Below are 15,325 nucleotides of genomic sequence, written 5' to 3'. Positions count from 1 at the left end.
TTCGATTTGGGTAACTGTTTCCTTCACTCTGTGCAATCCGGCTCTATATAAAAGGGTAAGCATAGCGCGATAATATTGGCTCGTTCCGCCGGAAAGAGTCCAAGCCGCAGAAAAAATATTCTACAGCTATAGTTCGGGCGCGTGTTGCGTTAGTGATGATTTGGACAACGGAAATAAAACTGTGCTCATCGCCAAGGACCAGAAAATAGAACCTCTCGCATTCCGCAATGCCATGAGTCATTTTGCGGAAGCAGTCCACGTCATTACCACCGATGGACCGGCGGGCAGACGCGGCGTGACCATTTCTGCCGCATGTTCCGTGTCCGACAATCCGGCCACCATTCTGGTCTGTTTGAACCGGCAGCACGAATTCAATCATCTTTTCATCGAAAACCAGGTTTTCGCGCTGAACGTGCTTTCGGCGGACCAGCGGGCGATTTCCGAGGCCTTTTCCGGCAAGGGGGATTTGCCGCAGGAAGACCGGTTTGCCCTCGGGCAGTGGCAAACACTGCAGACCGGTGCGCCGGTGCTGATGAATGCATTGGCCAGTTTTGATTGCCGCATCATTGCCACCCATGAGGTTGCCACGCATTATGTCATCTATGGCAAGGTCACCGCGCTCAACACCGGGGAGCGCGGCCAGTCGCTTGTCTATCTCAACCGCTCCTATCATGGTGTAGGGGAATAGGTCCAAAACGGAGATTTCATGGCCGACCAGACTGTTTCATCATTGCCGCAATCGATCGACGCGACGCTGGCACTGCTTGAAACCGGCGGCTATGTGGCGGACCGGGCGCTGGCGACGGTGCTGTTTCTCAGCCTGCGGATGAAACGGCCGCTGTTTCTCGAAGGCGAAGCCGGTGTCGGCAAGACCGAGATTGCCAAGGTTCTTGCGTCGACGCTGGATCGGCCGCTGATCCGCCTGCAATGCTATGAAGGCCTCGATATTTCCTCCGCCGTGTATGAATGGAATTACGCCGCGCAGATGATCGAGATCAGGCTGGATGAGGCGACAGGCATAGCCGACAAGACAGCCATCGAACGCAATGTCTTTTCCGAGAAATTCCTGATCCGGCGGCCGGTTCTGCAGGCGCTTTCGGGCCAACCGGGCCGGGCACCGGTGTTTCTGATCGATGAGCTGGACCGGACCGATGAGGCCTTCGAGGCTTTTCTGCTGGAAGTTCTGTCGGACTATCAGGTGACGGTGCCGGAACTCGGCACCATTGTCGCCGCCGAACCGCCGATTGTCATCATCACCACCAACCGCACGCGGGAAATCCACGACGCCCTGAAGCGCCGCTGTCTCTATCACTGGGTGGATTATCCCTCGGCGGAACGGGAGCTGGAAATCGTCCGGCGCAAGGTGCCTGCCGCCAATGAGCGGCTGTCGGCGGAAATTGTCCGCTACGTGCAGAAATTGCGCGACATGGACCTTTTCAAGCTGCCCGGCGTCGCCGAAACCATCGACTGGGCGGGGGCCTTGACCGAGATGGACAAGCTGGCGCTCGATCCGGAAACCATCTCCGACACCATCGGTGTGCTGCTCAAATATCAGGACGATATTGCGCGCATCGCAACGGGCGAAGGACGGCGCATTCTCGATGAGGTCAAGGCAGAATTGAACGCGGCTTGACATGGAGACATTTGCTTCTTCCCCGCAAACTCCCCGGCAGGACAGCCGGCTGGCGGACAATATCGTCTATTTTGCCAGGACCCTGCGCAAGGCAGGTTTGCGGGTCGGCCCGGCCGCGGTCAAGGATGCCATCGAGGCGGTGCTTGCCGGCGGCATCGGTTCGCGCGACGATTTTTACTGGACGCTGCACAGCGTGCTTGTCACCAGACGCGAGGATCACGCCACCTTTGACGAGGCTTTCCGGCTGTACTGGCGCTCGCGCGAGCTGATCGAGAAAATGCTGGCAATGTTCTCGCCGGTTGCCGTGGCACGGGAACGGCCGAAGCCGAAGGCGGCGGAAGCGCGTGTTGCCGAAGCGCTGTTCAAGGGAACTGCCCGCAATGTGCCGCAAGAGCGGCCGCCGGATATCGATATCGATGCGCGTTTCACCTTTTCCGGCAGGGAAGTGCTGCGGTCGAAGGATTTCGCCCAGATGACAGCCGATGAACTGGCGCAGGCGCGGCGCGCCATGGATCAGCTCCGCCTGCCGGTCGATGAAGTGCCCACGCGCCGTTTCCGGGCCGATCCGAAGGGCCCACGCATCGATCCCAGGGCGATGATGCGGTCGAGCCTGAAAACCGGCGGCGACCTCATCCTGCCGAAATTCCGGTCGCGGCGGGAAATTCACCCGCCCCTGGTGGTTCTTGCGGATATTTCCGGCTCGATGAGCCAGTATACCCGCATTTTCCTGCATTTCATGCATGCGATGATGGCCAAGCGCCGCCGCGTGCATTGTTTTGTCTTCGGAACGCGCCTCAGCAACATCACCCGCCCGCTGCGTTACCGCGACCCGGACGATGCGATTGCGCACTGCACCGGCGCCGTGCACGACTGGTCGGGCGGAACGCGCATCGGCGAGACCCTGCGTGTGTTCAATCGTCAGTGGTCGCGCCGGGTGCTCGGGCAAGGGGCGGTGGTGCTGCTGATTACCGATGGCCTTGAGCGTGAGGAAACCAGCGGGCTTGAGGCGGAGATGGAACGGCTGGCAAAATCCTGCCGCCGCCTGATCTGGCTGAACCCGCTGCTGCGCTTTGAAGGTTTCGAGCCGCGCGCCCGCGGCGTCAGGGCCATGCTGCCCTATGTCGATGATTTTCGCGCCGTGCACAATCTCGATGCGCTGGAGGATTTGTGCGAGATATTGAGCCGCCCATCGGAAAAGCGCGATGATCCCAAGCGCTGGTTGCAAAGTTCTTCCCAGCAACCCAGCTTATACGCATAATGGTGCGGGAGGCATGGTCATGACACAGCAAAGCACAAGTGAACACGATCCGCTGCTCGTTGCCGAGCGCTGGATGTCCGGCGGGCGTGACGTTGCCATTGCCACGGTCATCGAAACCTGGGGATCGGCGCCGCGTCCGGTCGGCAGTCACCTTGTCATTGATGAAAAGGGCAATTTTGAAGGCTCGGTTTCCGGCGGCTGCGTCGAGGGTTCGGTGATCGCCGAGGCCATGGATGTGATCACCACCGGCGAACCCCGGCTGCTGGAGTTTGGTGTTGCCGACGAAACGGCCTGGCAGGTCGGGCTGTCCTGCGGCGGCCGCATCAAAGTCTATGTTGAACGGCTTGGCTGAGATTGCATCATGGATCCCTATTGCCTCAAGAAACTGAATATTGAACGCCAGGCCCGCAGGGCGGCGCTGCTGTTGACGGATCTCGGCGACGGCCGCGACCGGGTCATCAGGGAGGGCGATCCCGTCGCCGGGCAACTCGGCGAAGTGATCGCGAAGGCATTCCTGTCCGGACAGTCCGGTGTCGCCGCAGTGGACGGCCGGTCGTTCTTTCTCAACGTCCACCTGCCGCCGCCGCGTCTCGTGGTGATCGGCGCCGTGCATATCAGCCAGGCGCTGGCGCCGATGGCACGGCTGGCGGGCTATGACATGGAGATCATCGATCCGCGCACGGCTTTCGCCACGCCGGACCGTTTTCCCGATGTGCGGCTTCTGGCCGAATGGCCGCAGGATGCGCTGAAAGCCCGCCCGCTCGATGCCTATACGGCTGTTGCCGTGGTGACTCACGACCCGAAGATTGACGATTATGCGCTGGAACAGGCCGTGAAGGCCGGATGCTTCTATATCGGTGCGCTCGGCAGCCGCAAAACCCATGCCAAACGGGTGGAGCGGTTGCAGGCACTCGGCCTGGACGAGCAAAGCATTGCCGCCATCCATGCGCCGATCGGCCTCGACATCGGTGCGGCAAGTCCGGCGGAAATTGCCGTCGCCGTGCTGGCTGAAGTCATCAAGGCCTTCCGGGCACGCCGGCTGCGCACGGCCCAAACACTGGAAAAGACCGCATGATTTTCGGCGATATACCTCTCGATCAGGCCATCGGTGCCATTCTCGCCCATTCCACCCATGCGGGCGCGGTGAAGCTGAAGAAGGGACATGTCCTGACGGGCGACGATATCGCGCAATTGCGCGGTGCCGGTGTTACTCATGTCACGGCAGCGCGCCTTGATGCCGGTGACGTCGAGGAAAATGCCGCCGCCCGGCAGATAACCGCTGTCCTGCGGTGCTTCGGCATTCAGGCCGGCCCTGCCTCCACCGGACGGGTGAACTGCTACGCGCAGACCGCCGGGCTTTTTACAGTGGATGCGGATCTGATCAATGCGATCAATTCGGTGGATGCATCGGTCACGATAGCCACGCTGAAACCATTCGAGCGGGTCGAGCCGGGGCAGATGGTTGTCACCATCAAGATCATCCCGTTTGCCGTATCGAAGGCCGTTCTCGATGAAATCGCCACGCTTGCACACCAGCGTGATGCTTTTGGTGTTCATGCCTTTTCCGGTGCCCGCGTCGGCCTGATCCAGACGACGCTTGCGTCGGTGAAACCCTCCGTGCTCGACAAGACCATGCGGGTTGTCGATGCGCGCGTGAGCGCCAGTGGCGGGACCCTGATCGGAGAATTGCGCCCGGTCCACGAGACAGGGGCGCTGGCGGCATCCATCCGGCAGATGCATCGCAACAGCGATATGGTGATCATTTTCGGCGCGTCCGCCGTGGTCGACAGGGATGACGTGGTTCCCGCAGCCATCCGGGACGTGGGGGGCATTGTTCATCATGTTGGCATGCCCGTCGATCCCGGCAACCTGCTGGTGCTGGGCGAACTCGGCGGCAAGCCGGTTATCGGCGCGCCCGGCTGCGCCCGAAGCCCGAAGGAAAATGGATTTGACTGGGTGATCGACCGGCTCCTGGCCGATATTCCGGTCACCAAGGCGGATATTGTCGGTATGGGCGTTGGTGGCCTGCTGATGGAAATTCCGACCCGGCCACAGCCAAGAGACCCCAGGCCGCCGCTGCCAAGGCCGGCGGTCGCCATAGCTGTTCTTGCCGCCGGGCGGTCGAGCCGCATGGGCGGCGCCAACAAATTATTGGCCACGTTCGATGGCGTGCCGCTGATCCGCCGTTCAGCGGAACTGGCAGTCCAGGCCGGAGGCGAGCCGGTGATTGCCGTACTCGGCTACATGGCGCAGGAATGCAGCGCCGCACTGGACGGGCTGCCCGTGAACATCGTGCTCAACACGGATCATGCCAGCGGGCTTGCCTCGTCATTGCACGCGGCCATCCGTCACGTTCCGGCATCCTCGGACGGCGTCATGATCATGCTCGCGGATATGCCTGCCTTGTCCGCATCCGATCTGCAAACCATGATCCGGCAATTCCAGGGTGTCGGCGGGCAAACGGTCGTCCGCGCAACCTTCAAGGGCAAACGGGGCAATCCCGTCATCCTGCCGCGCTTCCTCTTCGACGAGGTTTTTACGCTGGCCGGCGATGTCGGCGCACGGCATCTGGTGGAGCGTGGCGATATTCCGGTCATTGATGTAGAGCTTGGCGAAGCGGCGGCCATTGACGTCGACACGCCCGATATGCTTCGGCTGGCCGGCGGCACCATCGTGGCAGCGGCACGATAATCAGGGGATTTGCATTTGTTCAGGACTATTTTTCTTGGCGCGCTGGCTGCCATCGGTCTTTCCAGCGCGACACTTGCCGCGCAGCTTGCGCCTTTCAAGGATGACTTGTTCGCCTATCCCGGCATCATGAAGACAGCCGATGGCGGCGACTACACGGTGGTCGATTACAATGAGATGCGCGATATCAATGGCCGCGACGATGTGCCGGAACTGCGGGTCAAGCGCCGGTATATCGATCTGGCCGCCAAACGGATGCAGAAGGATCTGGTGGTGACCACCGCCAGCGGGCCGGTCAAGGTGATGGCTGCCGGGAAAATCGACCCCGGCGCATCCGTGATCACGATCTATCTGCACGGGCAGGGTGGCAACCGCCAGCAGGGCATGAATGATTTTACCTTCGGCGGTAATTTCAACCGCATCAAGAACCTGATGGTTCTCAATGGCGGGCTCTATCTCACGCCCGATTTCCGCGACTTTGGCGACAAGGGTGTGGCGCAGGTTGCCGGGCTCATTGCCTACTTCAAGTCGCAATCGCCGCAGGCAAAGCTGTTCGTCGCCTGCGGTTCCATGGGCGGCTCGCTGTGCTGGGGACTGGCGCAGGATGCGGAAGCAGCGAAAAACATTGCCGGATTGGTGATGCTGGGTTCCCTGTGGGAGGACAAGTTCATCGGTTCGCCCGCCTACAAGCGGCGTATACCGGTTTTCTTCGGTCACGGCAGCCGCGATCCGGTGTTCGCGATCGACAATCAGGAAGCGTTTTACCAGAAAATACGCAGTACCACGAAAGGTTATCCGGTGCGGTTCGTCCGTTTCGAGACAGGCAACCACGGAACGCCCATCCGCATGTCGGATTGGCGCGGCGTTCTGAACTGGATGCTTAGCGTTTCACCTTAGGGAGCGATCTGGGGATTGTGGCAATAAAGTCCCATTGTGGCGATTGTGCCACTAGACAAATGGGTAAAAGCGAATAGTTTCCGGCCTAAACAGACATCATCCTGCGACGAGACTTTGCGGAGAAAGCCATGCGCCTGCCTACCTCTATTCTAAGCCGGATTGCCCCCCTGGCAGTTCTCATTCCCCTTGCCGCATGTTCCACAACCGGCGAGCCGAGTGCAGGCCCGACATTTGCAACATTCTCTCCCGTCCGCCCGCCCGTCAGTTCGGAACTCGCAGCGCCGTGTATTGCTGCCGCGGCGAGCAAATACGTGCTTTCGGCGAGCAATATCAAGGCCGTCGATGAACGCGCTGTCGGCGGTGGCGTCAACGAAGTCTCCCTGAAAGTCGATATCCGCAATGCGCTGTGCACCGTCACCGACAAGGGGAAAGTCCGCTCCGTCGTCGACACCATGCCGAAGAGCGCCGATCAGGTTGCTGCGGAAGAGGCGGCTGCTGCCAAGAAAGCCGCTGGCGGCACGGCAGCTCCAGCCAAGAAGTCGAAGAAGAAGCAGGCGCAGCAGCAGGAAGGCTGATTGCCTCCAGCTTTTGTTCAAACGGCGTGACGAGAGTCACGCCGTTTTCATTTGGGTGAAGGCTCTGCCGGAACCAGCACCCGTAACGCGCCTGCATGCACCTTGATGACGACGTCGCGCTCCAGCGGGACGAGCTCGCCATCTATGGTGGCTCTTTTACGGCCATGAAGATGCGGAAAATGCAGATCGACTTCCCCGGCCAATATCTCGTCCACGTCATTGTTGTTGCGCCATGACCCCATCAGGACGGTGGCGGCCAATTTGGCGAGGGATGAAAGCGATATCCGGTCGGCGATGTAGACGCCGAGCTTCCCCTGATCCAGGCTGTCGGCGATCGGCAGCAAGCCCCGGCCATAGGGGTTGTTGGAGACGGAAATCGCCGAGACTGTCCGCTCGTTTGACGCGCCGTCGATGGTCAGCCGCACGGCAAAGCGGGGCGGGCGCCCTATCACCTTGGCAAATGCCCGCATGCTGGCCAGGCGCTTTCCCCACTGGGAACTGTATTCCAGCGTGTTGCGCAGCTTGATCATCCGCGGTTGAAAGCCGATGGCGAACTGGTGCACGAAAGCGCGCTCATTGGCGGTCGAGATATCGGCTGCGCTAATCACACCGCTGGCGAGGCTCTCGAGCGCCGCATTCAGCTCAAGCGGTATTTTCAGCGACCGGGCGAAGAGGTTCATGGTTCCGGCGGGCAGCACTGCCAGCGGAATTCCGGTCTTCCAGGCGACCGCTGCAGCGGCGGAAATGGTTCCATCGCCGCCACCGGCCATCAGCACGCCGTCCCGATCCCTCGTGGCCGCATTATCGAGCGCCTTCACGATATCCTTGCCGGCCACGATATCGCTTTGGAAGGCATGCCCGTGCTGTTCGAAGATTTCTTTCGCCTTCAGGGCGAATGCCGCAATGTCGAGGGTGCGAAAGGTGCCGCCATCGCGGTTGAAAACGGCATGAACCTGCATGAATACTCCCCGATGGCTGCCGCGATCCGGCAGAATGTGGCCGGCCGCTCCGCTTGTGGCAATGCACAATCAGCCCAATGGTTCCAAAATTTCCTGCCGGGCAGCGGCGAGATGCGGGCTGGAAAAACCGAGTTTGCGCAACCCGTCCTGAATTTCCGGGGCGCTCATGAACAAGTTCCACAACAGGCCGGTGCGATGGTTCTCGATCATGGCAACCACGGGTCCCTGATCGATACCGAGATAGGTACGGGCAAACCATCCGCTGGTCTGTGAAAACGCATCGACAAAGCCAAAACGCCCCCACATCTTTGCCCGGGGAAGCTGGAAAAAGTGCCGCAAGGCATTCATGGCCTCCTCGGGCAGATAGGGTAGGCTGCAAAGGGCGGCCGTGGGCGCGATCAGGCCGAAATCCGAGGCCGGAGAGCTGACGACATAGCCGGTGGGGCCGTGGCTCGAGGTCAGGCCCCAGCTGTCCGGGCCATAACCGCGATACCCATGCGGGTTCTCGACGCAGTGCTGGTAATTGATGCGGGCGTGGTTGCAGTTCTGCTGCCAGTAATCGGCATAGCGGTCGGAAAGCCCGCGCGGATCGAGGCCGCAGAACGAATAATGGGCAAAGAACAGCGGCCCGCCATAGTCGGGGCCGAGCGGCAGGGTGATACCGTAATAATCCCGCCCGTTGATGAACTGGCTGCCGGTGGCAAAGCCCTCATGATAGATGTCGGCATCAATGCCGTGCCTGGGGGCACCTGCCGCCAGGACATAGGCGATCAGCGCTTCATTCCAGCCGCGGATCGGTACATTGCGGGCGAAGTGATAGCGAGGGCTGTGATGCCAGTACAGGACCTTTTCGTCATGCTTGATGTGCGCTGTCCACTCGACGGCGTGCCAGAGATGGTTGATCCGGTCGCGCAGCGCCGTCTCTTCCGGGGCCGGCGCGGCAAAATACTGCCGCACGCAGATCAGACCCTGCAGCAGGAACGCGGTTTCGACCAGATCGCCGCCATCATCGCGCATGGAAAAGGGGATGGTGGACCCGTCGCCGCCATGGAAGAAATGCGGAAACACGCCGTGATAGCGTTTGGTCTGTTCGAGCGCCGTCAGCATTGTGGCGATCCGGCCGATAGCCGCCTGCCGCTCGATCCAGCCGCGCTCGATGGCCACCAGAATAGCCATGAAACCAAACCCGCTCGCCCCTGCGGCAACGAGATCGTTCTTCGGGTCGGCACTTTTACCGGTGCGGTCGCGGGCCAGCCCGCTTCGGGGATGAGCACCGTCCCAGAAATACTGGAAGCACGCGTGCTGGACCCGGTCCAGCAACCCCGCGTCATCGTCGGTGACGCCTGTTCTTTCATGCACGAATCTTTGATCCATAAAGGCTGAACATTCCTGCTACAGGGCACAATGACGCTGCATTTGCCGGATTGCATTGGACGATTGTCTGACTTCTATACCATGTGTAGCGTGCCAAACAGCTTGCCAAGATCGAATCCGATCACGGTCATCAATCTCATGTGAAGGGCCCATAATGCCGAACGATCAATTTGTTTTCCAGCCCGTTTCCCAGCCGGTTTTGCATGTGACCGGTTCGGAAAAGCTGTTCCCCGTGCACCGGATTTACTGTGTCGGGCGAAACTACGCCGATCACGCCGTCGAAATGGGTCATGATCCGAACCGCGAGCCGCCGTTCTTCTTCCAGAAGAATCCGGATGCGCTGGTCACCGGCAATGGCGATTTTCCCTATCCCAGCGGCTCGAGCGATGTTCACTATGAGATGGAAATGGTCATCGCACTGGGGAAGGGCGGAACCGACATCGCCGTCGACAGCGCACTCGATCACGTCTTCGGCTACGCGGTCGGCCTCGATATGACCCGGCGCGACTTGCAGGGGGAAGCCAAGAAACTGGGGCGCCCGTGGGACGTGGCCAAGGCATTCGAGGCTTCCGCACCCTGTTCCGCTATCGTTCCGGCAGCAAAAATCGGCCATCCGTCGTCCGGTGCCATCTGGCTCAAGGTGAACGGTCAGGAGCGCCAGCGTGGCGATCTCAGGCAGCTGATCTGGAATGTCCCGGAAACCATCGCCTATCTCTCGACATTGTTCACACTCCAGGCGGGCGACCTGATCTTTTCCGGCACGCCTGCCGGTGTGGGCGCCATCGTCCGCGGCGATGAAATGCATGGCGGTGTCGATGGTATCGGCGAGATTCGGGCGCGGGTCGTCTGATCTCAAGAGCCGTTGCGCTGAATTTTGCCAGCGAAGGGAAGTGTTTTCGCGGTGTCAGCAGCGAAAACGTGCAAAATAAATTTTGACGCTGATCTGCGAGAATATCTCGATCAGTTTTATGCGGGTTAGCGTCAAACCGGTCCAAAATGGACCGGCAGGCACTCAAGTTTGACAGTTTTGTGTCTATACGCTGATGGTGTTCCGGCTAAACAAATCCGTATAACATTTTTGTTAGAAACGCCCCTGTTGTCTTTGAAATCAAATGGTCTATTGAAGATTCTGATTTCCTCGAACCAGAACTCCAGAGCATCCGTTTATGAACCACCGCATTCTCTTTGGCTCCTATCCGATCCCGCGCTTTGCCGGGATTGCGAGCCATAATTTTGTGGTGTGGACCGACGAGACGGGCAGGCCGCTTTATGAGATCAATGGCGGTGCAGCCAATGCAGACGGCAGTTTCAACTACTGCGCCATTCGCGGCCGGCTGACAGCTGTGGTAACCGACTATTCCAAGCGCGACCTGATCTACTGCCCCGAGTTCTATGTGCGCCCGACATCGCGCACCACACTGCTGCTCGAAGGAAATTATACGGCCATCGCCACAAAATGGCGTGCGGCGGTGGATGTGGCGTCGCGCATCCGCGCATCCGGTCTGGGTTATTCGTTCCTGATCCAGAACAGCAACTCGGTGGCAACGGCCATTGCCGAGGGAATGGGGCTTGCTCCGCCATCCGCAGCTGTCGGAAGAGTACGGGCTCCGGGGTCGTACCGCCACCTTGCACTGGATCAGGCGGCCTAGCGCAGCAAATCCGACTCCCAGTAGCGCAATTCATCAGAATGCAATAACTAGCACACAATAGTGCACTCGATTTTGGCCCGGCCAAAATCGAGCGTTTCTGTTGTGGCATACTGCCGCCATTATTACATAGCTTATCACGCCTGGCCAAAGTCATGGGGATTTTGGCGCCATTGGAAAGACGACGCATTGATTTCTGACCCCGCCACGTCTCCGGTTCATAGCAACGAGAAAGCGCTGCAGAGAATTAACGCGCGCTCGCAGCTCAAATTGCCGTGGGGAAAACGGACGAAATCGGCGATGTTCGCCTTCTTCGGCGTCGGCGTGGCTGTCCTCAGCCTGCTGGTCCTGACGCATTTGTCGAGCGAGATTTCGTTCAAGGCCGTCAAGCATTCGATCCATGCGATACCGAACAGCACATTGCTGCTGGCGCTGTTCTTTACCTTTGTCAGTTTTGCTGCGGTCGCGCTCTATGACGTGGTGGCGGTGGAGACCATCGCGCCCAAGCGTGTGCCCTACTATATCTCCGCCATGGCCGGCGGCGCCGGATATGCCATTTCCAACGCGCTCGGATTCTCGCTGCTGACCGGCGGCGCGCTGCGTTACCGGGTCTATGCCGCCGAAGGCATCAATGTGGCCGATATCGGCCGGATCATCGGGACGTCATGGCTGGCGATCTGGTTTGCCTTCACCATCATGATTGCCGTTGCGCTGGTGATCGACCCCACGCGTATTCCCTGGATTGTGTCGTTCGGTCCGGCGATCGACCAGATGATCGGTGCGTCGGTTCTTCTTGCGGTCGCGGTGCTGCTCTTCTGGCTGTCGCGCCGCGAGCGCACGCTGCGTATCGGCCGTGTTTCCGTGCGCCTGCCGTCGTCGCAGGGCGCCATGCTGCAGATCATTGCGGGATTGATCGACGTGGCCGCAGCGGCAGCAACCCTCTATGTCCTGATGCCCCACGGGGCCGTGCCCAGTATCGCCGCCTTTGCGCTGATCTATGTGGTCGCCGTGGCCCTCGGCATCATCAGCCATGCGCCGGGTGGTATCGGTGCGTTTGAAGCCACGATGATTGCCGGTCTGGGGATTGGCACAAATCCCGACGCGATTGCTGCGTTGCTGGCGTACCGGGCGATCTATACCCTCATTCCGTTCCTTGTCGCCATCATCGGCTTTGTCATCTCGGAAATACTGCGCCGCCGTCACCTTATTGCCGGGCCGACCATGCTGGCCGTGCGGGTGTTCGAAACACTGATACCGCCGCTTTCCGCCGGTATCGCCTTTCTCGGCGGTATTGTGCTGCTGATTTCTTCGGTTACGCCGGACTTCACTCGCCGCCTGGAGGTGCTCTCCGATTTCGTGCCGATGCCGTTCCTGGAAATGTCGCATCTCGGTGCGAGCTTCGTCGGTCTGGCGCTGCTCATCGTGGCGCGGGGACTGGCGCGGCGGCTGTGGCGCGCCTGGGTGATGGCCGTTGTTCTCTTCAGCCTTGGAGCGGTCTTCTCCCTGGCAAAGGGGCTCGACTGGGAAGAAGCACTGGCCTTGACCCTGATGGCAGGCGTCCTCCTGCTGTTCGGCGATTCCTTTTACCGCAAGCCGATGGGGGAAAGCTTCAAGCTGACCTGGGGCTGGCTCGCCAGTATCGGCACCACGGCCTTTGCCGTGCTGTGGCTCGGCTTCTTCGCCTATCGCCATGTGGAATATGCCAACCAGCTCTGGTGGGAATTTGCCTGGGATGCGCAGGCATCCCGCTTCCTGCGCGGCAGCGTGCTGCTGCTGACCCTGCTGGCGGCGATCACCATCAACACCGTGATCAATGGTGTCGGGCGCGGTAAATTGCGTGCCCAACCCATTCCGGAAGATGTGCCGGATCTGGTGGCGCAGTCGCCGCGCGCCTCCGATGCGCTGGCGCTTCTGGGCGACAAACGGTTTTTGATGGACGGCAAGGGGCGTGGGTTTGTGATGTTCGCCCGCTCCGGTGGCAGCCTGGTATCGATGGGCGAACCGGTCGGCGGGGATGACGGGGTCGTCGGGGGGCTTGCCTGGGCATTTCGCGACATGGCGGACCGCACCGGCGCCCGTACGGTCTTCTATGGCGTTGGACCGGAACGCCTGCCACTGTTCCTCGACATGGGCCTGACGGCGCTCAAGCTGGGCGAAGTTGCGCGCGTCGAACTGCGCGATTTTTCGCTGGAGGGTTCAAAACGCCAGCCGCTGCGCTATGCGGCGAGGCGGCTGGAAAAGGAAGGCATTTCCTTTGAAATCCTGCCCAAGGAGCAGACGCCGGCGGTCATGGATGAATTGCGCGAGGTGTCCGATGCCTGGCTGGAAATGAAATCAGGTTCCGAAAAGCGTTTCTCGCTCGGCTCGTTCGAAGTGGCTTACCTCTCGCATTTCGACATTGCGGTCCTGCGCAAGGATGGCGCGATCGTCGCCTTTGCCAATGTCTGGCGCGGCGCGGGGCAGAAGGAAATTGCTGTTGACCTGATGCGGCACCGGCCCGATGCGTCGAGCGTCATCATGGATGGCCTGTTTGCCAATCTGCTGATGGCGGCGAAGGCAGAGGGCTATGAGTGGTTCAATCTTGGTGCGGCTCCCTTGTCCGGCCTTTCCGACAGCCATCTTGCGTCCCGCTGGAACCGCATCGGTTCGTTCATCTACCGGCGCGGTGCTGAATTTTATCGATTTGACGGATTGCGCGCGTTCAAGGATAAGTTCGGTCCGAAATGGACACCCTATTATCTGATTTGCCCCCCAGGCCTTGCCACACCACGTTCCCTGATCGATGCAACGAATCTGGTGAGCGGCAGCCCCTTCGAGGTCTTTAAACGATGAAATTTCTACGCAGGCCTTATCTGTATCTTGTTGCTGCGCTTGTGATCATCAGCATCATTCTTTCCGTCACCTATCGCTATGTGCCAAGGCTTGCTTTCTGGACATCCGGACGCATTCTGGTCACGTCCGAACGCCTGAGCGAAGTCCCGCTGCTGCAGCCGAGCATGAAGCCAACCGGTATTGCCATCCTCGTGTCGCAGACCGGCGGTATCCGTGCCGATGACGAGGCGCTGTCCAAGCTGCTGCTTGATCGCGGATTTCTCGTCCTGACGGTCGATCTGGAAAGATGGCGTCAGCAACTCAATCAGGATACGGGCGAATGCACCTATTTCGTCTCCGATCTTGAGGGCCTTGCGAAGGAAGCTCAGCGCATGATTTCTCTTGATACCTATATGCATCCTGTGATGATCGGCATTGGTGAAGGCGGCGTGATGTCCTACGCCTCGGTCGCCAATTCACCGGCGGCAACCCTTGCGGGGGCTGTCGCGCTCGATCCGACCGTTGCGCTCAACACCAAGCTGCCGTCCTGTGAAGGGGCGGATTTCGAGCCCGTGGCCGGACAGGGCTACAGCTATTCCTATGATGCCGACCTGCCCAATCCGGCGGTCATCGTACGGGAAAAGGCCGATCCGGCACCGTCCGGCCCGCCGACCCCCGGTTATTTCAAGGCGCAGGAGAAGCTGGCCGCAGGCAAGCCTGAGCGCATGCAGATGGCCGCCGATGCGGCGGTGGAAATTGCCAAGGAAGATGCCTCCGCCGACACCCTGCCGATCGTCGATATTCCGAGCAGCAACGGCCCGGCGAAATATCTCGCCGTGTTCTTCTCGGGCGATGGCGGCTGGCGCGATATCGACAAATCCGTCGGTGATATCATCGCCAAGGAGGGTGTGCACGTCGTCGGCGTCGATTCCCTGCGCTATTACTGGTCGGTGCGCAAGCCGGAAGACATCGCCAAGGATATCGGCCGCATCATCAAGAAAGCCGATCCGACAGGCAAGCTGCCGGTGGTCCTTCTCGGCTATTCCTTCGGGGCCAACACGGTACCTTTCGCCTGGCCGTTCATTCCCGAGCATCTGCAGCAGCGCATCGCCATGGTCGGTCTGATCGGCACGGAGGAAACCACGCCGTTCCAGGTTTCGGTCGGCGCGTGGCTCGGTCTTGGCGGCGACAACGAGGTGGCACCCGCCGTTGCCAAACTGCCGCCGGCAAAGGTGCTGTGCGTCTATGGCACGCAGGAGGATGACACCGCCTGCAACGACCCGTCGCTCAGCACGGTGCAAAAGATACAGCTGCAGGGCGATCATCACTACGATGAAAAATATGACACCCTGGCTGCCAAGCTGATGGAAGCCATTGCATCCCGCGTGCAGGCACAGCCGGCCGCCCAGTAATAGGCGGGCCGGGCTGGACGAAACAGGGGCTGCACGGTGTGCGGCCCCTTTGTTTTGTCTGCCGTCCGGAAA

The 15,325-nt window shown here is 60.2% G+C and carries 14 protein-coding genes; 12 read left to right on the top strand and 2 right to left on the bottom strand.

Going from position 1 to position 15,325, the window contains the following annotated elements; all coding sequences use genetic code 11:
* Positions 1–187 precede the first annotated feature (187 nt).
* The 8 genes from AC1Q5O_RS08025 to AC1Q5O_RS07990 all read left to right on the top strand — a co-directional run bounded on the left by AC1Q5O_RS08025 (position 188) and on the right by AC1Q5O_RS07990 (position 7,051).
* Positions 188–688: a flavin reductase gene (locus AC1Q5O_RS08025; RefSeq protein ID WP_374042771.1), complete on the top strand. Its 501-nt coding sequence runs from the start codon at positions 188–190 to the stop codon at positions 686–688.
* A gap of 18 nt (positions 689–706) precedes the next feature.
* Positions 707–1,633 (top strand): AAA family ATPase, encoded by a 927-nt coding sequence (locus AC1Q5O_RS08020; protein WP_403176049.1) that lies wholly within the window; start codon positions 707–709, stop codon positions 1,631–1,633.
* A 1-nt stretch (position 1,634) separates the two neighbouring features.
* On the top strand, positions 1,635–2,891 hold the full coding sequence (locus tag AC1Q5O_RS08015) for a vWA domain-containing protein (protein ID WP_492562342.1): 1,257 nt from the start codon (positions 1,635–1,637) through the stop codon (positions 2,889–2,891).
* A gap of 19 nt (positions 2,892–2,910) precedes the next feature.
* On the top strand, positions 2,911–3,243 hold the full coding sequence (locus AC1Q5O_RS08010; protein ID WP_223612986.1) for an XdhC family protein: 333 nt from the start codon (positions 2,911–2,913) through the stop codon (positions 3,241–3,243).
* 9 nt (positions 3,244–3,252) lie between these two features.
* A complete protein-coding gene (locus AC1Q5O_RS08005; RefSeq protein WP_492562341.1) occupies positions 3,253–3,966 on the top strand; it encodes an XdhC family protein in 714 nt (237 codons plus the stop codon).
* Positions 3,963–5,582, top strand: coding sequence for an NTP transferase domain-containing protein (locus AC1Q5O_RS08000; protein ID WP_492562340.1), 1,620 nt, complete (start codon positions 3,963–3,965; stop codon positions 5,580–5,582). Before AC1Q5O_RS08005 ends, AC1Q5O_RS08000 begins: the two co-directional genes overlap by 4 nt.
* A gap of 15 nt (positions 5,583–5,597) precedes the next feature.
* Positions 5,598–6,476: an alpha/beta hydrolase family protein gene (locus AC1Q5O_RS07995; protein WP_464660933.1), complete on the top strand. Its 879-nt coding sequence runs from the start codon at positions 5,598–5,600 to the stop codon at positions 6,474–6,476.
* A 128-nt stretch (positions 6,477–6,604) separates the two neighbouring features.
* Complete coding sequence (locus AC1Q5O_RS07990; RefSeq protein ID WP_105732466.1) at positions 6,605–7,051, top strand: hypothetical protein; 447 nt, start codon at positions 6,605–6,607, stop codon at positions 7,049–7,051.
* 47 nt (positions 7,052–7,098) lie between these two features.
* Here the strand turns inward: AC1Q5O_RS07990 and AC1Q5O_RS07985 are convergent, their stop codons facing one another.
* Positions 7,099–8,010: a diacylglycerol/lipid kinase family protein gene (locus AC1Q5O_RS07985; RefSeq protein ID WP_492562339.1), complete on the bottom strand. Its 912-nt coding sequence runs from the start codon at positions 8,008–8,010 to the stop codon at positions 7,099–7,101.
* Between the two features lie 69 nt (positions 8,011–8,079).
* The gene (locus AC1Q5O_RS07980) at positions 8,080–9,384 is read right to left on the bottom strand and encodes a glucoamylase family protein (RefSeq protein ID WP_492562338.1); all 1,305 of its coding nucleotides are present in this window, start codon (positions 9,382–9,384) and stop codon (positions 8,080–8,082) included.
* A gap of 154 nt (positions 9,385–9,538) precedes the next feature.
* Here AC1Q5O_RS07980 and AC1Q5O_RS07975 point away from each other — a divergent pair, with 154 nt between their 5' ends.
* From AC1Q5O_RS07975 to AC1Q5O_RS07960, 4 genes are all read left to right on the top strand, one after another.
* Positions 9,539–10,234: a fumarylacetoacetate hydrolase family protein gene (locus AC1Q5O_RS07975; RefSeq protein ID WP_492562337.1), complete on the top strand. Its 696-nt coding sequence runs from the start codon at positions 9,539–9,541 to the stop codon at positions 10,232–10,234.
* Positions 10,235–10,550: 316 nt separating this feature from the next.
* A complete protein-coding gene (locus AC1Q5O_RS07970; RefSeq protein WP_223612993.1) occupies positions 10,551–11,033 on the top strand; it encodes a hypothetical protein in 483 nt (160 codons plus the stop codon).
* 297 nt (positions 11,034–11,330) lie between these two features.
* Positions 11,331–13,862, top strand: a complete 2,532-nt coding sequence (mprF, locus tag AC1Q5O_RS07965; protein ID WP_472460923.1) for a bifunctional lysylphosphatidylglycerol flippase/synthetase MprF — start codon at positions 11,331–11,333, stop codon at positions 13,860–13,862.
* Positions 13,859–15,253 (top strand): virulence factor family protein, encoded by a 1,395-nt coding sequence (locus AC1Q5O_RS07960; RefSeq protein ID WP_492562336.1) that lies wholly within the window; start codon positions 13,859–13,861, stop codon positions 15,251–15,253. Before mprF ends, AC1Q5O_RS07960 begins: the two co-directional genes overlap by 4 nt.
* Positions 15,254–15,325: the final 72 nt, after the last annotated feature.

It is taken from the genome of Phyllobacterium sp. MT110, from assembly GCF_058792715.1.
Note: the sequence above shows the minus strand (reverse complement) of the source record. Positions and strands in the feature narration are given on the sequence as shown.